General features: G+C 45.3%; 20 protein-coding genes. 4 read left to right on the top strand and 16 right to left on the bottom strand.

The features are described 5' to 3' along the window. Window positions 1-32: 32 nt before the first annotated feature. Genes K6T99_06735 through K6T99_06745 form a run of 3 tightly spaced genes read right to left on the bottom strand, consistent with a single transcriptional unit; the run spans window position 33 to window position 2,980 of the window. A complete protein-coding gene (locus tag K6T99_06735) occupies window positions 33-1,010 on the bottom strand; it encodes a Gfo/Idh/MocA family oxidoreductase (GenBank protein MCL6519513.1) in 978 nt (325 codons plus the stop codon). A 52-nt stretch (window positions 1,011-1,062) separates the two neighbouring features. Further along, window positions 1,063-1,914, bottom strand: coding sequence for a sugar phosphate isomerase/epimerase (locus K6T99_06740; protein ID MCL6519514.1), 852 nt, complete (start codon window positions 1,912-1,914; stop codon window positions 1,063-1,065). A 43-nt stretch (window positions 1,915-1,957) separates the two neighbouring features. After that, window positions 1,958-2,980 carry a Gfo/Idh/MocA family oxidoreductase gene (locus tag K6T99_06745; GenBank protein ID MCL6519515.1) on the bottom strand — a complete coding sequence of 341 codons (1,023 nt, stop codon included), beginning with the start codon at window positions 2,978-2,980 and terminating at the stop codon, window positions 1,958-1,960. A 260-nt stretch (window positions 2,981-3,240) separates the two neighbouring features. On the opposite strand from K6T99_06745, the gene K6T99_06750 reads away from it, so the two are divergent. From K6T99_06750 to K6T99_06765, 4 genes are all read left to right on the top strand, one after another. Next, a complete protein-coding gene (locus K6T99_06750) occupies window positions 3,241-4,395 on the top strand; it encodes an FG-GAP-like repeat-containing protein (GenBank protein MCL6519516.1) in 1,155 nt (384 codons plus the stop codon). Window positions 4,396-4,435: 40 nt separating this feature from the next. Next, entirely contained in the window at window positions 4,436-5,836 is a 1,401-nt protein-coding gene (locus K6T99_06755; GenBank protein MCL6519517.1) for a hypothetical protein, read from the top strand. Between the two features lie 76 nt (window positions 5,837-5,912). Then, a complete protein-coding gene (melA, locus tag K6T99_06760; GenBank protein ID MCL6519518.1) occupies window positions 5,913-7,331 on the top strand; it encodes an alpha-galactosidase in 1,419 nt (472 codons plus the stop codon). A 69-nt stretch (window positions 7,332-7,400) separates the two neighbouring features. After that, window positions 7,401-8,453, top strand: a complete 1,053-nt coding sequence (locus K6T99_06765) for a Gfo/Idh/MocA family oxidoreductase (GenBank protein ID MCL6519519.1) — start codon at window positions 7,401-7,403, stop codon at window positions 8,451-8,453. Between the two features lie 79 nt (window positions 8,454-8,532). Here the strand turns inward: K6T99_06765 and K6T99_06770 are convergent, their stop codons facing one another. From K6T99_06770 to K6T99_06830, 13 genes are all read right to left on the bottom strand, one after another. Beyond that, a complete protein-coding gene (locus K6T99_06770; protein MCL6519520.1) occupies window positions 8,533-10,311 on the bottom strand; it encodes an O-antigen ligase family protein in 1,779 nt (592 codons plus the stop codon). A 97-nt stretch (window positions 10,312-10,408) separates the two neighbouring features. Further along, window positions 10,409-11,044: a hydrogenase nickel incorporation protein HypB gene (gene hypB / locus K6T99_06775; GenBank protein ID MCL6519521.1), complete on the bottom strand. Its 636-nt coding sequence runs from the start codon at window positions 11,042-11,044 to the stop codon at window positions 10,409-10,411. After that, window positions 11,004-11,384, bottom strand: coding sequence for a hydrogenase maturation nickel metallochaperone HypA (gene hypA, locus K6T99_06780; GenBank protein ID MCL6519522.1), 381 nt, complete (start codon window positions 11,382-11,384; stop codon window positions 11,004-11,006). Before hypA ends, hypB begins: the two co-directional genes overlap by 41 nt. A gap of 39 nt (window positions 11,385-11,423) precedes the next feature. Then, window positions 11,424-13,019 carry an oxidoreductase gene (locus K6T99_06785; GenBank protein ID MCL6519523.1) on the bottom strand — a complete coding sequence of 532 codons (1,596 nt, stop codon included), beginning with the start codon at window positions 13,017-13,019 and terminating at the stop codon, window positions 11,424-11,426. A 9-nt stretch (window positions 13,020-13,028) separates the two neighbouring features. After that, window positions 13,029-13,694, bottom strand: coding sequence for an NADH-quinone oxidoreductase subunit K (locus K6T99_06790; protein ID MCL6519524.1), 666 nt, complete (start codon window positions 13,692-13,694; stop codon window positions 13,029-13,031). Between the two features lie 3 nt (window positions 13,695-13,697). After that, on the bottom strand, window positions 13,698-14,600 hold the full coding sequence (locus K6T99_06795) for an NADH-quinone oxidoreductase subunit H (GenBank protein ID MCL6519525.1): 903 nt from the start codon (window positions 14,598-14,600) through the stop codon (window positions 13,698-13,700). Between the two features lie 17 nt (window positions 14,601-14,617). Further along, window positions 14,618-16,651 (bottom strand): hypothetical protein, encoded by a 2,034-nt coding sequence (locus tag K6T99_06800; protein MCL6519526.1) that lies wholly within the window; start codon window positions 16,649-16,651, stop codon window positions 14,618-14,620. An 18-nt stretch (window positions 16,652-16,669) separates the two neighbouring features. Next, window positions 16,670-18,166: a hypothetical protein gene (locus K6T99_06805; protein ID MCL6519527.1), complete on the bottom strand. Its 1,497-nt coding sequence runs from the start codon at window positions 18,164-18,166 to the stop codon at window positions 16,670-16,672. 27 nt (window positions 18,167-18,193) lie between these two features. Then, complete coding sequence (locus K6T99_06810) at window positions 18,194-18,715, bottom strand: NADH-quinone oxidoreductase subunit B family protein (protein MCL6519528.1); 522 nt, start codon at window positions 18,713-18,715, stop codon at window positions 18,194-18,196. Further along, window positions 18,712-19,242, bottom strand: a complete 531-nt coding sequence (locus tag K6T99_06815; protein ID MCL6519529.1) for a 4Fe-4S dicluster domain-containing protein — start codon at window positions 19,240-19,242, stop codon at window positions 18,712-18,714. Before K6T99_06815 ends, K6T99_06810 begins: the two co-directional genes overlap by 4 nt. A 6-nt stretch (window positions 19,243-19,248) precedes the next feature. After that, entirely contained in the window at window positions 19,249-20,931 is a 1,683-nt protein-coding gene (locus tag K6T99_06820) for an NADH-quinone oxidoreductase subunit C (GenBank protein ID MCL6519530.1), read from the bottom strand. A 12-nt stretch (window positions 20,932-20,943) separates the two neighbouring features. Next, complete coding sequence (locus tag K6T99_06825; protein MCL6519531.1) at window positions 20,944-21,414, bottom strand: hydrogenase maturation protease; 471 nt, start codon at window positions 21,412-21,414, stop codon at window positions 20,944-20,946. A 6-nt stretch (window positions 21,415-21,420) separates the two neighbouring features. Continuing rightward, complete coding sequence (locus K6T99_06830; GenBank protein ID MCL6519532.1) at window positions 21,421-22,230, bottom strand: FAD/NAD(P)-binding protein; 810 nt, start codon at window positions 22,228-22,230, stop codon at window positions 21,421-21,423. Window positions 22,231-22,268: the final 38 nt, after the last annotated feature.

Consider the following 22,268-nt stretch of genomic DNA (forward strand, 5'->3'; position numbering starts at 1 on the left):
AATTGATTAAAATCAAAGTCTGTAGACATATTTTATGCTATATTAAGCTTCGCCATTAAGTTAAGACAAAGTTGCAAGGTGTGCGCTGCCTCAGCAAAGCTAGTTCGCATTGGCGCACCACCGTCAATTGCCGCCAAGAACGCCCTTGCCTGTCTCCTGAGTGCATCCGCATAGTCAGCTCGCTCGACTTGCAAATCTTCCCAGTTTTTGTGAAAAATTTTGCACGTGAATTCTGGCTCGATTACACGCAAAAACCCCTCCACGCCAGCAAAATCTAGTATATTTTCATTAACTGGCTGGAATTGGTTGATATGCACCGTTCCCAGAGCGTCATTCTCCTTAAACTTACAAGAAAGAGCTACCGTATCTTCAACTTCCACTCCCTCAAGCGCCAGATGTTCGACATATCCGCACATTTCTTCAATCGGTCCCATATACCATTGGACAAGATCGAGAAAATGGGTTGCGCAGTCTAGTAGACAACCTCCACCTTGATCACGCCGCGCATAGTAAATTTCTCGGTAATCGGGCCTGTATGTTGTGAAAGGCTGGCCACCGTTTACGCGAGCGATAAGGACTTTCCCAAGCCTGCCTGATTTTACCAGCTCACGCGCCTTCTCATGAGCTGGGTGATACCGGCGAACATATGCTACACCTGACGGCGGCGCTCCCGGTTTTTCTGCTAGCTTTAGAAGTTCCTCAACGGCAGCATAAGTATGAGAAAGAGGCTTTTCGGAAAGCACAGGCACTCCTTCAATCAGGCAACGAATCGAATAAGGAACGTGCGTAGGTGCAGGTGAACATATTACCACACCGTCAAACTGTTTAATGTCAATCGAATCCCAATCCTCAACCGAAATTTCTACACCAAACTCAGCGCGTGCCCGGGCCTTTGCCTCCTCTCGAGGGTCAATTACTGTTAAATGCGGTTTGGGGTTCTGAGAGCTGAAAGCCCTCAGTTGTTTCAGACCAATGCTACCTGCTCCGACAATCAGAATGCGCTTCGCCAAATTTATTCTCCTCCTCAAATTTTGAGAGTCTGACTGCCAACTTTTCGGCGCTCTAGCGTCCCAATATGGCATCCATTGCACGCGAAGTGTTTTCAATAAGAACCTCTGGGTAGTGTGCATACGGAGGAATCATCTCAGCCGTAAGCGGTCCATCATATCCAACTTCTTTCAGTGCCTTAATTACCGCTGGCCAATCCACATCACCAGAAAGAAGGTCTACAAAACCAGAAGCTGTTCCTACGCTTCTTCGAAAATCTTTGAGATGCACGCGTCGAATTCGCTTCCCAAGGACAAGGATCCAATCTTGAGGGTAGCCGATATAAACACAGTTCCCAACGTCAAAATAAACAGCCACCCAGGGACTTCTGAACTGGTCCACAAAATTTGCCATTTCCATCGGACTAAGCAAGAACTTATTCCACACATTCTCGACACAGAGAGTCACGTCTGCCGCCTCAGCATCGCCAATGAGTTTGCCTATCTCCTCTGAGGCACGTTTGTATGCATCCCCATATTTGACAACAGGTATGGAAGGATCCCATGGAACATCAACCGCACCAGGAACGACAAGCAAAGCATCCGTTCCGAGAGCATTGGCAGCAGCAATAGCCTTTTTATGAATCTCAACCGCTTTAGCCCGAATGGAAGTATCATCCGACGTAAAAGGCCACTGAAAACCTAGTGCACAGGCAAGACTGGCAATCTCAATTCCAGTATCTGCGATTGCCTCTTTTAATTGCTTAAGGTCATCCAATTTCGAATCGAGTGAAATTTCGCCGGTTACTGAGAAAGCTAGTTCTATAGCATCAAACCCAGCGACTTTTGCCTCCTTGCACGCCTGAACAGCAGGTTTTGATGCCTCTAAGCCGCCTGGAAATGCCCAGTAACTTATGCTCTTTATCATAGCTTTACTCCTCCTAAAATCTTATTGGTTCGCAAAACTAAGGCTATACGCTAACTGCTTGCCCAGTCTCTGCTGATTGCCGCGCAGCAAGACAAAGGCGTACAGCATAAGCAGCTTCCTCTGGTGTAATTATCTGTGGCATTAGACCTTTCTCGATGCAATCAAGGAAGTACACAATTTCGTTATAGTATCCTCCGAGCGAGGAAACGTTGCCGCCTGCGTCAGCCGAGCCTGCGGTCGGTTGAGGCACCTGAGGATACTCCTCAGGCTCACCTTCAGGCTGAAGAATTAGCGATGGAGAAGCGGTTGCATCGAAGAAAATGACACCTTTCTCACAAACAACCCTTATCTGGCTAGTAAATGGAAACCCTTCTGGCATTGCCAAACACCCAACCGCTTGGCTAGACATACCATTTTCGTGGCCTATTAGCATGGTAAGCGCCGAATCATAAGCGCCTTTAGCAGTTTTTATTCCATATGCAACAACCTGTTTTGGCCTTCCAAGAACCCAAACAAGGAAGTCAAGATCATGAATGTGGAGATCGAGTATTGCACCACCGCTTCTAACTGGGTCGGCAAGCCATCCCTGCCATGCCCAAGTAGCTGGGGCACTCAGCCTTTGAGCTGTAGCCCATAAAGGCCTTCCCAACCTGCCAGAATCAAGAATTGACTTTAGCACTTGGCACTCTGGCCAAAATCTTACTACATGACCTATCATTAATTTGCTTCCGGACGCTTTCGCCGCAGATACCATTCTTTCACAAGAAACCATGCTCAAGGAAAGCGGCTTTTCGCAAAAAACGTCTTTTCCAGCATCTAGCGCTTTTAGAACATGTTCTTCATGCATATATGTGGGTGTACATACGTCAATTGCATCTACGTCTGACCCCTGAAGAAGGGCATCAATACTTTCGAATGCTTTACAACTAAGCTTGCTTGAAGCTTCAGCACGGCGATCTTCTTCAATGTCAGCAACAGCAACTACCTTGGCCTTTCCGCTAGCCTTGTAGCATTCAGCGTGCATTTTGCCCATAAAACCATAGCCTATTAGACCTATTCTCACCATTGAAACCACCTCTTAAGAAGGGATCTTCTAGTCTTACTAGCTTATTTCTTTTTAACGCCTCAACCGTCCTTCGTAGCAAATAAGAATTTACTACTTAGCAGAAGGTAGAAACCTCTAAGAGCTTGAAAATCATTGTGAATACAATTAACTGGAGGGCTAGGTCCGTGGGAATAAAACATAGTTTAGCAGTTTGTTTTGCACTTGTCTTTTTTCTCTTTTTCCAAGCAAATTCATACGCACAAGAAGGACAAAAAACAAACATTGATAAAGGAGTTAATAGGAAAACCTTGGCCCCTGAAACCGAGCTACCAAAGAACCGAAAGGATGCATTACAAGTGAGACGAATTGAATGGGAAAAGACTAAAATCGACGACGGAGCTTATGAATCTGCTTGCGCGTTCGATGTAAACAATGACGGCAAGCTTGACATCATATGTGGCGGCTTCTGGTACGAGGCGCCGAATTGGACAAAACATAAGATTCGCGATGTCATGTCCGCTGGTGAGTATTTCGATGATTTTTCGACCATTCCAATGGACGTGAATGGCGATGGGTTCATGGATTTTATCACCGGCGGATGGTGGGGCAAAACCCTTTCATGGATTGAAAACCCCAAAGGACAGACAGTTGAATGGAAAAAACACGACATAGCAGAAGTTGGCTCAATTGAAACTACGCGCGCCTGGGATGTTGATGGGGATGGACAACTTGAAATTGTGCCCAATACTCCCGGCAATCCTCTGAGGGTTTTCAAGCTGGAAAACGGCATATTCAAAGAATATATTATAAGCAAGGAACCACAAGGGCATGGCTTGGGATTCGGAGACCTACTTGGCAATGGAAAGGGTTGCTTCATCACCCCAAATGGATGGCTTGAATCCATGGGCGACCCCCTCACCGGCGAATATGTCTTCCATCAGGAGTTCCAGCTTGGTAGCGCTAGTGTGCCAATTATTGTAGCAGATGTTAACAAAGACGGCACAAACGAGCTGATTGTTGGCCAAGCACATGGTTATGGGCTCGATTACTACACACAAAAGATTGAAAATGGCAAACGTATATGGACCAAACATCCAATCGACCCATGGTTCTCGCAGTATCACGAGATGCAATGGGTAGATATTGACGGTGATGGAGAATGCGAACTTGTAACTGGCAGCCGTTTCCGTGCTCATTGTGGCAATGAGGCAGGTGAGACGGATATTGTTGGCATTTGGTACTTCAAATGGAATGGAGAATCATTCACAAAATGTGTGATTGATTATGGGAAAAAAGGCGACCATTCTGGCACTGGCATCTTTATGTGGATAGGTGATATTGATAGCGATGGCAGACTCGACATAGTCGCACCCGGAAAAGAAGGATTGTTCCTCTTCAGAAACCTAGGGCCAGAAACCGCAGGAAATCAAAAATGATTGCCAATCGGATTTTGCCCACCGTAAAGGAATCTGGAAAATGAAAGGTCTCCTGTGTCTAATTGGACTTGTCGCCATGATTACAAGAGCAGAAGCAGCAGACGGCGTAGCAATTCAAACATCGGAATCTGGTAAGCGCTATTTGGTTTATAATGGCAAGCCCCTTCTAGCCTTCGGACCTGGCGACGAAAAAATGCTAATTTCAATTAACAACCCCTCAGAAGTTCGCAAGTGGGCAAAATGGCAAAAAGATAATGGCATGTGTCTAATTCGAACCTACCCAACCTGTGTTCCAACGCCCGGCTGCCTTCATCCATTCAAATCGAAAAATGGAAAATGGGATATAGACGCCTGGAACGACGAATACTTCAAGAATATGGAGCGCTTTTTTTCCATTCTGGAGGAATATGGCATTGTGGTTCATCTACAGCTTTGGCAAATTGTGTGGTTCAAAGAAGATAAACCTGATAGATGGGCGATGAACTATATTAATCCTGCCAACAATGCCAACGAGTGGACTCGCGCTTATCCGCACGGCGCCGACTATATGAACGCCCTAACAGATAGCCCTGGTGGAAGACACCGCAAAGAATGGGTAATGCGAATCCTTAACGCAGTAAATGGTCACAAGAATGTTTGGATTGACGTAATTAATGAACTTGGCAACGGCGGAATTGGGAATATGAAATGGGCACACGACGTGGTATCTTGGATTCGCGAATGGGAAAGAACTAACGGCCATAAGCTACTCGTCGGCGTAGATATGTGCAACTTCAATGCCGGTGCTTTTGAACCTTTTGAGAAAGACTATGACCTGCTAATATTCAATGAGCTTCACAGAGATGAAGCTCTCCAAGCGGCAAAGCAATATAACAAACCGATGGTAAGTGTACGCTCAAGCGATGGAAGCAACAATCGTGAAGACTACCTTTTCATAGACGCCGAAAGCACCAGTCTTGAGCACCAAACTCGATATCGAACGCTATGTTATCGAAGTATATTCTCTGGACTGCAATCCATTGGTGCGTATTGGAAGTCCGAAATTCGGGAAGTAAACTACACCGACATGAAAGATTGGGCACAATATGCTCGTGCTTTGAGAAGATTTTGGGAAAAGATTAGCCATGCCTGGCCAAATCTAGAAGTAGACGATTCAATCGTTTCCAAAGCAATAACTCCATTTGCTTACGGCATGAAATCCAATCAATTATATGCTGTATATCTTGAATGCGGTCCGCATACGGCAGGCAATCATTATCAATCTTCAATACTTGAAATTAAATGCCCGTTTGTCAATTATCATGTTGAGCTGTTTGACACTAAGAAAGGCGTATCCCAGCGTGTAGGCAGCTCACGCAGCAAAGACAAAATTGTCATCCAGCTTCCAGAATTCATAGATGATGTAGTGGTTCTTGTATGGCAAACCAGAAGCAAAGAATAAAGATTAATAAATTTGGAGTTAGGGCCGTTGTGTTTAAATAATACATTTTTAAAACGCTGATAGGAGGGTTTTTCAAATGCCAAAAATTGCAATGATTGGTGCGGGAAGCGTCATTTTCACAAAAACACTCATGAACGACATAATGGCAACGCCCTCACTTCAAGAAAGTGAGTTTGCGTTGATGAGTCCAACGGAGATCAAGCTTCGCAAGATGGAAGCCTTCGCAAAGGACGTAATTCGAGAAAATAACCTTCCAACTAAAGTTTGGGCAACCACCGACCGCAGGAAAGCCTTGGATGGAGCCGACTATGTTGTCATTACAATCCAAATTGGCGGCATGGATGCCTTCCAAGCTGATTATGAGATTCCACTGAAATACGGAGTAGACCAATGTATCGGAGATTCACTTGGGCCAGGTGGTGTTTTCCGAGCCCTAAGAACCATACCAGTGCTAATAGACATCGCTAATGATATGAAGGAACTTTGCCCTGATGCCCTCATGCTCAATTATGCTAATCCAATGGCAGCTAATTGCTGGGCTCTCGGTACTGTTCCTGGATTAAATTTCGTCGGCCTCTGCCATGGCGTCCAAACAACCATGGATCTAATTGCCGGATATGTTGGAATACCAAAGGAACGTATTGACTTCCTAGCCGCCGGAATTAACCATATGGCGTGGTTCCTCAAACTCGAGGTAGACGGCAAAGACATTTATCCCATCCTAAGAGAAAAATTCGAGAAGCCTGAATACTACATGAATGAAAAGGTTCGCGGCGAAGTATTCAGACATTTTGGATATTTTATGACAGAAAGCACTGGCCATCTTTCAGAATATGTACCATGGTTCCGCAAAAACAAAAAGGCGCTCGAACTTTACTGTGACCAACCTGACTTTGGAGGCGCTTCTGGAGCATACTACAAATACGGACGTATGCTGGAAGAAAAATTCCGTACAACCGATCCACTCAGCATTGAAAGCAAAAAACTTGAGCCGCGAAGCGCAGAATACTGCTCGTATATAATTGAAGCAAAAGAAACAGGAAATATCTTCCGACTAAACGGAAACGTGAGAAACGATGGGTATATAACCAATCTACCCAATGGATGCTGTGTTGAGGTGCCAATCTACGTTGACAAAATGGGTTTGCATCCAACAGTCGTAGGAGAGCTTCCGCCACAGTTGGCGGCGCTGAATCTCACTAACATAATAGTGCAAGGCTTGACAGTTCAAGCAGCGCTGAAAGGTGACCCAGAGCTTGCGGCGCAGGCAGTGGCATTAGACCCACTCACCTCAGCAGTTTGCACTCTCTATGAAGCCCGCGAGATGACGCGCGAGATGTTTTCGGCAGAGGCAAAATGGTTGCCGCAGTTCGCAGGGAAGGAGCTTAAGCCGCTTCCAATAATTGAAATACCGCCCGATATTGTTCCAGCAGATGTCCCGCTAGACCCTGCATTGGCGATAGCAAATAGGTTTGGCAAGCTAGCGAGTGCATAATTAACAGCGAATAGAAACGCTTTTCGCCAGGTGATATCGTCTAAAAATTCATAGTATGGAGATGAATCCATGGAAAAAGTTCGCATAGGCTTTGTTGGCGTTGGTGGCATGGGGCAATGTGCACACCTGCGAAACTTTGTCACTGTGCCCGACTGCGAAGTTGTTGCAATAGCAGAAGTTAAAGAAAAACTTGGGAAGCTTGTGGGCGAGCGATATGGTATTCCCAAAGTGTATAGAAACCATGAAGATATGCTTGCATCAGAAAAGCTAGATGGTATTGTCGCATCACAACCGTTTAACCGTCATGGCACCCTAATTCCAGAGCTGGCTAAGGCAGGTATCCCAATTTTCACTGAGAAACCTTTAGCTGGGTCAATTGAAAACGGAGAGAAGATAATTCAAGCTCTTGAAAAAGCAAGGACTTGGCAAATGGTGGGATACCACAAGAGAAGTGACCCTGCAACAATGTACGCCAAGGCTGAAATTGACCGTCTCAAAAATACCGAGGAATTAGGCAAGTTGAGGTATGTACGAATCCTCATGCCTGCAGGTGATTGGGTTGCAAACGGCTTTATAGGCTTAATTACCTCTGACGACCCGCCTCCAGCACTTGAATGGGATCCTCCTGCTAGCGACATGGACGAGGAAACTTTTAAAGAATATACAGCCTTCGTAAACTATTACATTCACCAAGTAAATCTCATGCGCCATCTTTTGGGTGAATCGTACAAAATAATTTTCGCTGACCCATCTGGTGTTGTCCTCGTAGCCCAAAGTGAGAGCGGCGTTGCTGGCACAATTGAAATGTCGCCCTACCGAACAACAATTGACTGGCAGGAGTCAGCACTTGTTGCATTTGAAAAAGGCTGGATCAAGCTGGAATTGCCTGCTCCAATGGCAACCCATCGTCCTGGCAAAGTAGAAATAATGCGCGACCCTGGAGGTGATGTGACTCCAACGACAATGTGCCCTATCCTTCCTTGGATTGGCGCCATGAGACAACAAGCGATGAACTTTGTGGCGGCAATTAAAGGTGAGATTAAACCATTGTGCGAGGCACATGAGGCGCTGGAAGATTTGAAGGTTGCCAGAGAATACATTCGTTTACTAAGAGGTAAGTAAATAACAGTCATGGTATTAGGGATGACACTCAAAGACAGCTAGGCTGGCATAAGGTATTTTCCATTCGGATAGATAATAATTATGGATTTGTCATTTTTTCTGCTGCTTGTACTGCATTTCTAGCAGCCTCGGCCGCTTTGGATTCCTCACCAAGGGCATAGTAAACGCGAGAAAGGTACTTCCATGTATCAGGCAAGCCGTCAATTTTTGCGGCACGTTCTAATTCTTTTTTTGCAAGGGATAAATTGCCTATTGTTGCATAAATCGTTCCCTTGTTAAAATGAATCCTTCCAATATCTGGCCAAAGCTTTTCCAAACGGGTGTAAGTTGACAGAGCAAAATTATATTCCTTTACTGCAGTATAGCAGATTGCCAAATTGTACATAGCACTTACATTGGTGGGGTTAATGAGAAGAACCTTGCGGTAGATAGGTATTGCCTCCTCCATTAGGTTTTGACCAAAGAGGCTGTCCGCCCTTTTTTGCCCGATGGAACCAATAAATGAACAAACTGCATGTACCGAACCGCAAATAAAAAGCAAAAATACAAGTGCAAAACACAAAATTGAAAGCAGACGTATACTATTCCCTGCTTGAAAGTCTTTTGTGTGCGTTTTCCAACTTCCCAGTCCACTTAACAAGCCAAGAAATAGCCAAAAGTAAACACCACCAACGGAATAACGCATTGCGACACCAACAAGATTGCACATAAGAAAACCTAATATTGCACCAACCAGTACACTTGATGTAAGCGTCTTTTCAAAAGACTTACGAACTGCAAAAACAACCGTCATTCCCAGCACCAATAAGAAAATTCCCAATCCTACGATGCCTATTTCTGCAGCAACCTCGATAAATTCGTTATGCGCATGTTCGGAAGCAGTAGCAATTCCGGTGTAAAAGAATGATGGTGTCAACTTATCCGGCATATAAACTTTCAGCGCACCTGGGCCAATGCCAATTATCGGATGTTCAAGAAACACACGATATCCCGCCCGCCATTGCAGAACCCTTTGAATGTTAGAAAGATCTTTTGCATCAAGTGAAGTCTTTGCTCGCTCGAAAATCCCACCATTAAATGATACTGACACTGTTACTCCAATGAGGACTGCTACTCCAGCACCAACCTTTCCTGCATCTTTAAGCGTGAAACTGCGCGTCCCAAGCATTATTGGCAAGCCGAATCCAATCACCAAGGCAAGCAATAGACCAAACCATGGACCGCGGGAGTAAGTCCATAAAAGACATGCGAGCTGCATTCCTGCTAGAACAAGTAGCCCCCATCTGCGCAAGGCGTTTTCTTCATCCAAATAAAGCATAAGCGTAATCGGAATAACAAGTACAAGATATGCGGCGAAGTAGGTTGGGTTGCCAAAGCTCGCCAAAACACGCTCATATGATGGGTAAGCCCACATGATGGGGTCGAGTCCAAAGCGCTGGATGATTGCATAAATGCAAGGAATTACCGATGAAAGCGCGAGTATTGAAAACGTATTGCGGATTTTATCGGCTTCTCCAAGATAACGCGAACCTAGAAAATAAACGAATACATACGACAATATTCGAATTGCTTCGGGCCTAGTCGCCCACTGGTATTCGGCGTTTAGGGCAGAAACTATATTCCATACAAGAAAGGCAAGTATTACAAAGTCAGGTGGCGTCCACTTTATCTTCAAATTCCTTTTGCCAATTAATCCAATAAGGATAACCGCAGCGGTTGCAAGAAGACCTAAATTCAGTATAAGGTTTTTAATCTCGGTAGGATCAGCGGTTACCGTTGTGAAAGCGGAAGGGAGAATTAAAAGCAGAGTATACGAGATAAATCTAATGGCGTTCGATATCGGTTCACGCTTTTTCATTTTCAGCGATCCCGGCTCTAACATTTTACGAACTCTAGCTTTACAGTCTTCTTAGTCGAAACATCAACCTCCCAGGTAAGCATTAAAATTTGTTATTTTATACTTGCCGTGTCCTCAGCCATTTCATCCAATTTTCTAAACCATCGCCTGAGCTACAAGATATCTTTATTAACCTACGGCCGATGTTTGCAACACTCTCCTCAAACTTGACAAGGTCAAAAGACACATAGGGAGAAATGTCAATCTTGTTCAAAACCACTACTGAAGCCGAACTAAAGATCGCTGGATACTTGAGAACCTTATCATCACCTTCAGGAATACTGCACACTACTACTCGTGCTGTTTCCCCTAGGTCGAAGCTTACAGGGCAAACAAGATTGCCTACGTTCTCAATTATCAAAACATCAAGCGAAGTAACATCAATTCTGTCCAATGCCTTTCGCACCATGCTTGCATCAAGGTGACACGCTCCACCTGTGTTAATTTGCACAACTGGCACACCGTGCTTAGCAATTCGCTCAGCATCGAGAGAAGTCGCAAGGTCTCCCTCAACGACACCAATTTTCAAGTCTCCTGCCCGAGATAGGGTTTGCTCTATTAAACTTGTCTTTCCGGCGCCCGGTGAACCCATTATGTTAACAACAAAAAGCCCGAATTTTTCGAATTCGGCCCTCATTTCACTAGCAAGCAGGTCATTCGCTGCCAGAACTTTTTGCACTACTGGAATCTGCATTTTCTACCTCGATTGAATCAACAAACAATTCCCTTCCGGTGATTAGCTTTCCTTTGTGGCTAGAACAGCGAGGGCATGCGAACACGCTTACAAGAGGAATGTACTCATGACCACAATTTTCGCAAGCATATGCTACTGGCACTTGCTCAACGGCAACTTCTGCACCTTCTGCCAGCGTACCTTTTGCCAAAATTCCAAAGTAAAACCTCAAGCAGTCGGGCTCGACAGTTGACCATTCGCCTACCTTCAGGGAAACCTTAGTTACTCGAGATGCACGCGCTTTCGCAGCTTCTTTCAGCACAATAGAAAGTACGTTTTGGGTGATTCCTAACTCATGCATTAACAATATACTACCGCATGGAAGTTCAAAACTCAATCTTTAACATTTCTTTCGAACTTCTGTCATGTGGTTTCCCGACCTTCGGGTTTTCAGCAACCGCCACTTTTTATTAGATGTGTTGATTGTTTGGACATAAGATGCGGCTTCTTTAATTGGCGGGTAGACTGCCTTTGGGTAAAGCCCAACCCCCAAGCAAAGGATAGCAAGAATCAACATTGAAATCACAACAGTTAGAGGTGCTTCTCGAACAGATGTATCAGCAACTGCTTCGCTTTCTTTACCCCAGAATATGTTTTTAGCAGCTTTCAAAAGCACCACAAGCGTTACCAAGCTAGCAGCTATACCAAATCCAACAGCCCACCAGTTACCTGCATCTGCGCCAGCGACGAACAGCGCAAGCTTGCTATGGAAACCATTAAGAGGAGGAATACCAGAAACCGCCAGCGCTCCTATAAAGAAGCAAAAGCTTGTGATAGGCATTTTCTTTGCGAGGCCACCTAGCTGGGAAATATTTCGCATCCCAGTAGAGTAGATTACCGCACCCGCCGCAAGGAAAAGCAAAGCCTTTGCAATAGCGTGATTTACCATGTGAAAAAGTCCAGCATATATACCCAACTGCGTACCTATTCCAAATCCCATAAGTATATAGCCTATTTGGCTGACGGATGAATATGCAAGCATCCGCTTTAAGTCATCCTGTGCTAGAGCCATGAGATCTCCGATTACAAGCGTGAATACACCAAGTCCAAGTGCAAACATCGCGACAGGCGAGAAACTAGGATAGAAAATTGTAACTGTTCTCACAAGAGCATACATCGCGACCTTAATCATCACGCCCGAAAGAAGCGCCGAAACTGGTGTTGGCGCTTCTGCATGAGCATCTGGCAACCATGGATGAAATGGCGCAACTCCGGCTTTCGTTCCAAACCCAATAATCAGAAAAGCCGAGGCAAGAACTATTGTTGTAATGGGAAAGCTGCTGGCATGTAGTTTTAGTTCAGATATTAGCAATCCCTTGGCTCCCCCTACCCCAGGCAGGTTTGAGCCGGTGGCATATAAAAGCACGCAACCAAAAAGCGAGAAAGTTATGCCTACGGTAAGCAGCATTAGATACTTGTAACCAGCTTCCAGCGCTCGCTTATCCCAATAAAATGCAACAAGAAGGCCACTTGCAATAGTGCTTGCTTCAACTGCCACATATAACATAATTATATTGTTAGAGAGGCATGCCCAGATCATGGTAGAAATAAAAAGCATTAGCCAGCCGTAAAAAGCTGTTAATCTACCACTGGTGGTTGTATGCGGAAGCCCACCTTCTTTTACTTGATGCCGCATGTATTTAAGGGAATAAACAACTGCCACAAAGCTAACAAGCGAGACCATGCTTATTAGCAAAGCGCTCAAAGAATCAGCATATAGCTGTGTTTCAAAGGAAGTTAAAATCTCGCCATGTAGTGTTTTATATCCAATTATCACGGACAATATCAAAGCAAAGGTAACGCCTGCAAAAGCCAGGGTCTCACGCAACCATGAAACAAATCTTCCGAAAGCAAATATTAGGAGCGCCGTTGCAGTCGGAACAAAAATTACTAACGCTGGCAATACCGAAGCCGTTTCTACAGCCGAATGATTCATACCGCACCTCTACCAGTGTAACTCTGAGAGTTTGAATGTATCTGTCGTGCCGAATTTCGACCGGATTCCGCCGATGATGTAAAGCAATAAGTAGACTGTCACTACTACTTCGGTGGCGATACCGGCAAGCGCCGTTTCGCGAATCGTAGGCGCAAGGCTAACCAAGCTCAGATGCACGCCATTCTCCAAAAGACAAAGGCCAATAACCGTCTTTATGGCATCACGCCTAGTCAAGATGGCATATAGTCCCAGCACAAATACAGTGAATGCTACAGCAAGGTTGGTATTGGCAATCTCCGCCAATTCCTGGGTCTGCGCTACAAACAAACTTGCATGCATATGAGTAAGTTTGTACATGACAGCGAGCAGCGCAATCAGTATAACCGCTGAAGGGCCAAAGCCAATGAGGGGTTTTGTTTCCTGCTCATGACCAGCGGTTGCATTCCAAAGAAACCATGGCACTAGTACCGCCTTTGTAATAAGTGCAGTAACCGCCCAGTAAAGCAATGCCGAGTTCTGAGTAGAATATGCAAAAAGTAGTCCACATATCAGCAATGCCTGTGCTAGATATGCAACGGTAGAATGGCGTAAATTCCTAGCTTCAACAGCTGCAAAGCTTGTTAGAATCATTAGCAAGCTTAGTGTATGAATTAATTCGGGACTAATGTGTGTCATTGTCTACACTCCAATTACCGCAAATGCTAGTGCTGCAAAAGCCACAAACAATACCCTAGCCATATAGTTCATTAATTGGTCAATCCTCAATCTAGGATTTACCACATCAATTACAGCAACCAGAATCAGAAGTATGAGGACTTTTACCAAGCCAATTAAGAAAGCAAGGATGTTTGACCCGACGACAGGCCAAGGAACAAACACTGATACAAAAAGAAACGAAAAAACGAGTTGTCGAACGTAAAAAACTAATTTATATAAAGCAAGTCTTGGTCCGCTATATTCCATAAACGGACCTTCTACGATTTCTTGTTCGGCTTCAACTATGTCAAACGGCAATCTTCCAAGATTTGCCTGCAATGCTAGAAAGAAAGCAATTCCTGCAAATATAAGAGAAACAGTAGGACCATTTATCGAGTTCCATCCTACCATATCAGATATTAGAAGACTTTTGGCTTTGAAAGCTGCTGTTAGAAGCGATGCAATTACAATTGGCTCAACGGTAAGAAGCATCATCATTTCTCGGCTAGCGCCTTCATAGGAAAAAGGATTACCAGAGGCAAATGCTCCCAACATAATCGCCACGGCAGCCAGTGAGACTATATATACCCATACGATTATGTCGCCTGCGACGCCGAGTGGGGGACCAAATCCCATGGGTGTTAAAGCTGCAACCGTAAGAAAAGCACCTAGCGCCACCACAGGGGCGATGCGGAATAGCAATCCATCGTTAGGTCTTAAATCTTCCTTGCCCAATAGCTTAAAAATATCAATGTATGGCTGAGTAATTGGAGGTCCTTTCCTTGAGTGAACTACCGCCTTTAGTTTCCTCATTACCCCTTCGAACAAAGGCGCCAACAAAAGAATTAAAATAACATTAACTAAAACTCCACCGACAACCGTCATTCTTTACCTCCAGTGGGTTAGCTTCTTATTAATATGAACAGTATTGCGAAAGCTATGACTGCCCCTATTAGCTGCCAGATCATGTAGACATGGGGCACTCCGCTGTGTGTCCGGCTGACACGTTCAGTAAAGCGTGCCCCTACTTTCAGAATCGGACTGTAGAGCCAGCTATCAAGGTCAAGCACTTTTCTGAAACCCTGCAGCGCTGAGATTTTGGGTATGCTGATGCTTGGATATACTTTTGCAAATGCTGTTTTAAATGGTAAGCAAAAACCATGCGCCCGAAACCTAACTTCTTCAGGCTCGTGTTCCTCTCCACCATACCAATTTACTGTCGAGCGAGATTGGGCACTTCCCAAACGTAGAATAACCAATGATGCCAGGGAACAAAATATCAAGGCAATTAGTGCGTAAATGGGGTTCCATAACCCCGCAACCCCGTTGCCAAAATTCAATGCAATTCCAGAAATGTTCGTACCAAAAAGGGTGGAGAACACCGGTACGTAATTATCCCCAAAGATGTCCTGCGCAGCTCGGTACAAAACAATCAGCGGTAGTATTGGAGCTATACCCAAGATAACGCAAACCACAGCTAAAGCAACTTGAGGGACTCGCATGGCAACTGGCACCTCTCCTCGGGCGCGGCGTGTGCATTCTGCAGGCTGGCCCAGGAAAATTGCGCCCAGCAACTTCATAAACGAGGCTAAAGTTGCAATTGAGATGAACATAGCAATAAGCCCAAGGGCAAGGAATAATGGCATACGAATTCCACCTTGGAACGCAGACTGGTAAATTAACCATTTACTTGCAAAACCACTGAAAGGAGGAATTCCAGCTATCGAAAGCGAAGCAACGACGGCGGCCCCCATTGTTATAGGCATAATTGTGCCCAAACCACCCATTCTGTTTAAATCTCGCATGCCTGTAGCATATTCTGCTGCACCCACGTTTAAAAACAGAAGCGACTTATAGCATGCATGGTTTACAACGTGGTACAACCCAGCTATTAGCGCAAGAACAGCCAAAATGGATTTTGTTTGAATGAAATAGAAGCCTGTGCCTATTCCAAGCAACATATAGCCAATTTGACCAATTATGTGGAAAGAAAGAACTCTCTTTGAATCATCCTCCCTCAATGCAGTAAGCGTTCCAACAAATATAGAGATTGCCCCAAATATAGCAATCACTCCACCCCAGATCGTTAACAATCCAGAGTTGTTAAAGAATTCTAGAAAAGCTCTAACTATGCCGTAAATTCCTATTTTGGTCATACTGCCAGCAAACGCCGCCGATGCAGGACTTGGCGCAGCAGGATAAGCCTGAGGCAACCAACCGCCTAGCGGGAACATGCCTGCTTTTGTTGCAAACCCAAGCATGAAAAGTGCCATAAGGATATGTACCAAGGCTCGGTTATTTTTAGCCATTATCCCAATTGCTCTACTTATGTCTTCGAAAGCAAACGATCCAGACTCTCTGTAGATGACCAACATTGCAACCAAAATACACGCTGCCGCAACATGCGTAACTACAAAGTATGTCCAGGCAGCTTTGACCTTTTCTTCATTCTCCCGTTCAAACCACACCAGCGCCCAGGAAGCCAGGGTCATTATCTCCCAGAAGATAAAGAAGAAAAAGAGATCAGAGATTGTCACTACTCCAACTATCGCCAGAGCCAATAATAGCGCAAAAGGATAGTATCTAGCAGGGCTTCGCTCGCTGTAAACTTTTGCCATAAATTCCACAGCGTATAGCAAGGTTAGCAAACCAACAAATGGAACCACCAGCAGAAACACCGCGCTAAGACTATCAATGTGGAAGGTCAGCGAAGCACCAATAAGATTGAGGCTCAAAATAGGCTGGATATCCTTCTGCCCAGATGCAAGGCAACGCAATGCCAAAACCCAAAGTGCCAGCGTCGCCACGCTCATAAAAAATACTGCCATGTAGCCCGACTTACGCCAATTACCCCGATACGCAATTAAAACAAGGAATCCAATAAAAAGCGAGCCACTGGCTATAAACAAAAGATTTCTTGACACCAAATCCATCATGAACTCTGACCTCCGGTGCTATTTCGGCATAATGCCCTGAACCAATGGGATGCCTACAATCGGTGCAGCAATACAAGCAAGAATTAGCAAAATGAGAATCAAAGACATAGTGTATGGCAAATTAACGTTACTCGCCGAAACCACTTGAACATTTTCAGGCTCATGGTCGGTTTCTGATTTCAGCCTAACACCTAGCCGCATAGGCTTTCCAAAAAAGATCTTTTGCCCAACCCATAAAAACCAAGCGAATGTTACTAAGCTTTCCGCTAGAACTAAAATCAATACAATTGGCCCAAAGACTCCTTGTACTTGCAAAGCACCCGCAAGAACATAAAATTTACTCCAAAAGCATGCAAGCGGTGGAAATCCTGTTAAAGCTAGTGCGCCCACAAAAAATGCAACCGCAACCAACGGCATCGCTTGAGATAGTCCTGATAGCCTCGCCAAGCTTCGAGTTCCAGTAGCATAGGCTATTGCGCCTACCGTTAAAAACAAGGTCGTCTTCGCTACGGAGTGCATTAGGATATGGAGTGCTGCCCCTTGGAATGCAATAATTGCACCTAACGAACCAAGGCCCAGACCGAGCAAAATATAACCTAATTGGGCTATTGTCGAATATGCGAGGAGTCGCTTTAGGTCGTCTTGGAAGAAATACATATACAAAGCCGCAAACATTGTTACAAGTGCAGCTATCGAAACAAGAAGCCCCATACCTAATGGCAGCCCCCAGCCTGCTGAAAGAAGTCTTGCGATTAGAAAAACTCCCGCCTTAACCATGGCGGCAGCGTGCAAATATGCGCTTATCGGCGTTGGAGCTGCCATTGCATCAGGTAGCCACGTGTGAAATGGCAATTGTGCGCTTTTTGCCCATGCAGCTATCAAGAAGAATGCAAACACTCCGGCACGCACACCTATAGGCATTTCTCCTAGGGCAGAGAATTTCATCGACCCTGTTGCGCTGAAAATCCAAACCAACCCTGTAATAAAAAAGAGGCCGCCGATTGATGTCATTACCAGCGCCTTCATTCCTGCTTTTAAGCTTTCAGTATTGTCATAAAATGATATCAGAGCCCATGAGGTAAGAGTCGTCATTTCCCAAAAAATTAGTAATTGAAGGAGCGTAGGTGAAACGGCAATCCCCACCATTGAGCCAACGAATACCAGTAGCCAAAAATAATACCTTGCATACCCACCCCCTAAGGGATGATCTGCATTTTCTGGTGACAAATATCCCGCAGAATAAATTGCTATAATTGCCCCAATTATCGTCGAGGCTAGCAACATAATGAATGCCAGCGGGTCAAACTGGTAACCAAAAAGCCCCTTTGCCGACTCTCCAAGCCAGGGCATGCTACCAAATTGATATGTTTCATTCGGCATATATACTGCCACTAAAACCGCAGTAATAGCCGTGAGCGCGGTTGCTAATATTGCAGTTGGTTTGGATGCCCGGTCCCTTACAGCAAGACATGCTACCGCGCCTAAAAACGGAATTGCGACTACCGCAACTGCCAAGGGTTGCATCTCCAGTCCTCACTTCCTCTACTTGCGGGTTACGACAGGTGTATCCTTCCAAGCTTCAAGATACTCATCTAGGTTGAATCCTGGCGGAAGATGGCTCTCATGCTGTGCACTCACTTTCTTGGGCACTAGACCCAAAGCCAGCGCCGCGCCATAAACTATTGCTTCTGGCCTTGGAGGACATCCTGGGATGTACATGTGCACTGGCACAACCTTGTCTGCCCCACCGAGAACGTTATATGTATCAAACCAAATGTTTCCTCCAACAGCGCATGAGCCAACGGCTATTATGACCTTTGGATCTGGTGTTGCGTCATAGAGACGACGAAGTGCAGGTGCTACTTGCCTGCTAACCGAACCTGAAATCACTAAAGCATCTGCGTGACGCGGGCTTCCAACCAACTTCATGCCAAAACGTTCGACGTCGTAGTATGGCGTTAGGACATCAATGACCTCGATATCGCAGCCATTGCATGCACCGCAGTTGGTGTGGAACAACCAAAGCGATTTTGGAAACATCTTCTTGCAAAGTCCTGCAATCATATTTTTTCCTCGCTTTCACGCACAAGCGACATCCGCTGGACGAACTCAATCGGTGGTTTGACAGGAAATATGCCATGCTTGTTTTCCTCACCAGGACCTCTTCCTCGCCACCGCTTGCTTGGAAACTTATCAATTGCGTTCTCGGTCTCAAAGCACCGCCCACACCGTTGACAGGTTGACATCCATATTGTCATATCAGACCTCAAGTCGCTTTTGTCAGGTGTAGCCGTTTCAAATTCGTCAGTTGGCCAAATTGCTTTTTCAGGACAAACTTCATAACATCTTGCACATTGAATACACCTGTCGAGATAGAATGTAATCTTTGCAATCTCTCCTACATCCTCGATAACAATGCATCTTGGGGGACAAACATTTGCACATCCGCCGCATCCGATGCATTTTCGCGCATCAAATTCGATTTTCCCGCGGAACTTTGGCGGTACTTTTACCGGCTCAAAAGGATATTTAAGCGTGACCCGGCCTGCCCCAAAGCATATCACTGCTTCCTTTAGCTTGGCTTTGAACATTTGCCGTTACTCCTTTTCCCAGGTCTTTCGCTTGCACATTTCCTCAAGCTCTTCCCTGGTGTAAATGCGAATTTCTTTTGTATTTACATCAAGGGTTTCTACGCGCTCGGTGCATGAGAAACAAGGGTCATAGCTTCCAATGCTTATTGGCACATCTGCCAACTCTAAGCCCATGATCATCACACCAACTGCCTGAAGATTCGGATATGTAGGCGCTCTCACTCGCCACCTATAGGGTCTGTTTTCATCACCTGTAAGAACATAGTGATGAGATTCGCCTCTTGCAGCCTCAACCGAGCAAAGCCCTATTCGTCCAGACGGAAGCTCATGGTCAACTTTTGCCATCACAGGACCGCCTGGCATATCGTCTAAAATCTTGCGCACCAGGCGGATTGATTCGAAAAGCTCAAGGACCCTTACCATGGTCCTTGCCCACGAATCGCATCCGTCCTGAACTTGTATCTGCACATCTAAGTATTCATATGCAGCATAAGGATGATCAACTCTACAGTCTATAGGAACGTTTGATCCCCTAGCTACTGGGCCTACTACCCCAATGGCGCGAGCATCTTCTTCGGTGAGTATTCCAACGCCTTTGAGACGAGCCATCAAGGTTGTATCGATTGAAATTGCGTCAACAACAGCTTTTAATTCTTGCTCAACTTTATCCATAACTCGTCTGATGTCCTCAGCAGCTGTCTCATCAATGTCAAAGCGCACGCCACCAATCAAATTCGATGAGTAATGCTTGCGGTTACCAGTTACGCGTTCCATCAGCCACATAACAGGCTCACGGATTCGCCAAGCCTGCATTAATATCGTATCGAAGCCAATAATATGACCAGCAAGCCCAACCCAAAGCAAGTGACTATGTATGCGCTCTAGTTCTAGAAGAAGCGAGCGAATATATTTCGCCCTTATAGGAGTTTCAATCCCGCATGCATCCTCAACCGCCTGGGCATATGCACATGAATGGACTTGCCCGCAGATACCACATATTTGCTGTGCGACAAATGGAATTTGATTGTAATTGAGCTCACTATCACCTAGCTTCTCTACCGCCCGATGGTTGTAGAAACCACGATAATCAGACCCAACTACACGCTCGCCATCAAGAAATAGCCTGAAGTAGGCTGGCTCTTCCAATGTTGGGTAGAACGGGCCAAGGGGCACAACGGTTGTTCCTTCGGGCGCCGGCTTCCTAGGCGGCATATTTTGCTCTTGAGGGAAAATCTCATTATAAGCAAATTCTCGCCTTAAGGGATGAACTCCCTGTGGGAAGTCGTCTGGTAGAATAAGCCTTCGCGGGTCGGGATGCCCAACAGGCACTATGCCCATCACATCAAATGCTTCGCGTTCTGCCCAGCCTGCCGCAGGAATATCAGGGGTTACGGAAGTTATCTTCATATCATCGGGAGGAACAGCCGACTGGAGCACAAGAAATTTCTTTTGTTTATCAAAAGCAAGAATGTAGGATATCCGATAGTCTCCAGTCTTTTGCCGCATATCAGTCGCAACAGTAATAACAAACCTAGCACCAAGTTGCTTGACAGCATGTTTCACTACTGCTGGCAATACTTCGCGAGGAATCGTTGCTACATATTGATTCCGAACATGCTCTTGAAGATCTTGAAGCATGTCAGGAAAATGTGTCCATAGTTCCATTAGAAATTCTTGCTCTTTTACCATCGTTCTCTCCCGTCAGCACTTGCATGCCAATATGCACTGCGAAAGCATATTGAAAATATTAATTGCGGAGCGCTTTACATCTTCGCTCATCGGTGCTCCATATCGAACACAAAAAGGTTGGATTGCTAGCAGACGGCATTTACAACCCAGCTCGCTTTCTAAATATTCCATTGTGAGTTTCAACGGCGCCCTATGGGTATCTAATCCTGAAGCGCTCAGCTCAGTAGAATGCAAAAGCGCAATATCACCAGGGGAACCACTGAAATCAACTGCATCAATAAATAGTACATTATCAGGCGCCATCTCACGGATGCGCCACGTATCGAGTTCCGGCGCATTGCCACTTTCTATAACTTGCACGATGCCGCTTTCAGCAAGCATTCTTGCAACTAATATGCCTACGCCGTCATCCCCATGACCTAACTGTCCAACGCCTACTACAACAGTTCTGCCAGATAATCCCGACGCCAGCTCTTCGATCATTTTTGCCTACAATTTGAGCTCAAATAGTTCTTTCATCTGAGCATAAGTAAAAACAGGACCCTCTGTGCAGAGATAAACATGATTTATACAACAGTGGCCGCACTTCCCAACTCCGCACTTCATATAGCGCTCTTGACTGGTAACAATTCTGTCTTCCGAGAATCCCATTTTTAGAAGCTCTAAAGTCACAAACTTAATCATTATAGGTGGGCCGCAGGTCAAGGCAACAGTATTCTCGCCATCAACTTTCATTTTATCAAAAAGGGTTGTAACGACGCCCACATTGCCCTTCCAGTTTTCATCTCCTACATCCACTGTCTCAAGGACTTGCATGTCATCCCTTTTCGCCCAAGCATCCAGGTCATATTTGTAATTTCTATCTGCGGGAGTACGAGCGCCGTATAGCAATAGGAAATTGCCGTATTCTTTCCTATTAGCTAGTATTTGCAAAATTGCAGGTCGAAGTGGCGCAAGACCACAGCCACCACTAACAATCAGGACATCCTTTCCTTTCATATCCTCAAGTGGCCAACAATTGCCAAATGGCCCACGAATTCCCACTTTCTCGCCTTTTTTAAGAGCATGCATTGCCCTAGTTACCTTTCCGCGCTCGACCACTGTAAGTTCGAAAAATGACCTCTCGTTAGGGTCGGAAGCAAATCCAATTGGGGCTTCGCCTGCACCAAAAACGGTTACTTCGACAAATTGGCCTGGCTCCCACTCAAAAGATTTGGCATATTCTTTATCTTCAAAAGCTAGGCGGAAGGTTTTTGTGTCGGGCGTCTCATCAATGATTTCTTGTACTATGGCAATCATTGGCACATATAGATTAGCACTTGGTTGATCTGTTACGC

It is taken from the genome of Armatimonadota bacterium (genome assembly GCA_023511795.1).
Taxonomy (GTDB): Bacteria; Armatimonadota; UBA5829; order DTJY01; family DTJY01; genus JAIMAU01.

What these genes read in the sequence shown, in the direction of transcription:
- K6T99_06810 (MCL6519528.1), bottom strand. Translation starts at nt 18,715, where the DNA reads ATGATTGCAGGACTTTGCAAGAAGATGTTTCCAAAATCGCTTTGGTTG.
- K6T99_06800 (MCL6519526.1), bottom strand. Translation starts at nt 16,651, where the DNA reads ATGATGGATTTGGTGTCAAGAAATCTTTTGTTTATAGCCAGTGGCTCG.
- K6T99_06745 (MCL6519515.1), bottom strand. Translation starts at nt 2,980, where the DNA reads ATGGTGAGAATAGGTCTAATAGGCTATGGTTTTATGGGCAAAATGCAC.
- hypB (MCL6519521.1), bottom strand. Translation starts at nt 11,044, where the DNA reads ATGCAGATTCCAGTAGTGCAAAAAGTTCTGGCAGCGAATGACCTGCTT.
- K6T99_06815 (MCL6519529.1), bottom strand. Translation starts at nt 19,242, where the DNA reads ATGTTCAAAGCCAAGCTAAAGGAAGCAGTGATATGCTTTGGGGCAGGC.
- K6T99_06830 (MCL6519532.1), bottom strand. Translation starts at nt 22,230, where the DNA reads ATGATTGCCATAGTACAAGAAATCATTGATGAGACGCCCGACACAAAA.
- K6T99_06765 (MCL6519519.1), top strand. Translation starts at nt 7,401, where the DNA reads ATGGAAAAAGTTCGCATAGGCTTTGTTGGCGTTGGTGGCATGGGGCAA.
- K6T99_06755 (MCL6519517.1), top strand. Translation starts at nt 4,436, where the DNA reads ATGAAAGGTCTCCTGTGTCTAATTGGACTTGTCGCCATGATTACAAGA.
- K6T99_06770 (MCL6519520.1), bottom strand. Translation starts at nt 10,311, where the DNA reads ATGAAAAAGCGTGAACCGATATCGAACGCCATTAGATTTATCTCGTAT.
- K6T99_06825 (MCL6519531.1), bottom strand. Translation starts at nt 21,414, where the DNA reads ATGATCGAAGAGCTGGCGTCGGGATTATCTGGCAGAACTGTTGTAGTA.
- K6T99_06820 (MCL6519530.1), bottom strand. Translation starts at nt 20,931, where the DNA reads ATGGTAAAAGAGCAAGAATTTCTAATGGAACTATGGACACATTTTCCT.
- melA (MCL6519518.1), top strand. Translation starts at nt 5,913, where the DNA reads ATGCCAAAAATTGCAATGATTGGTGCGGGAAGCGTCATTTTCACAAAA.
- K6T99_06790 (MCL6519524.1), bottom strand. Translation starts at nt 13,694, where the DNA reads ATGACACACATTAGTCCCGAATTAATTCATACACTAAGCTTGCTAATG.
- hypA (MCL6519522.1), bottom strand. Translation starts at nt 11,384, where the DNA reads ATGCATGAGTTAGGAATCACCCAAAACGTACTTTCTATTGTGCTGAAA.
- K6T99_06785 (MCL6519523.1), bottom strand. Translation starts at nt 13,019, where the DNA reads ATGAATCATTCGGCTGTAGAAACGGCTTCGGTATTGCCAGCGTTAGTA.
- K6T99_06795 (MCL6519525.1), bottom strand. Translation starts at nt 14,600, where the DNA reads ATGACGGTTGTCGGTGGAGTTTTAGTTAATGTTATTTTAATTCTTTTG.
- K6T99_06740 (MCL6519514.1), bottom strand. Translation starts at nt 1,914, where the DNA reads ATGATAAAGAGCATAAGTTACTGGGCATTTCCAGGCGGCTTAGAGGCA.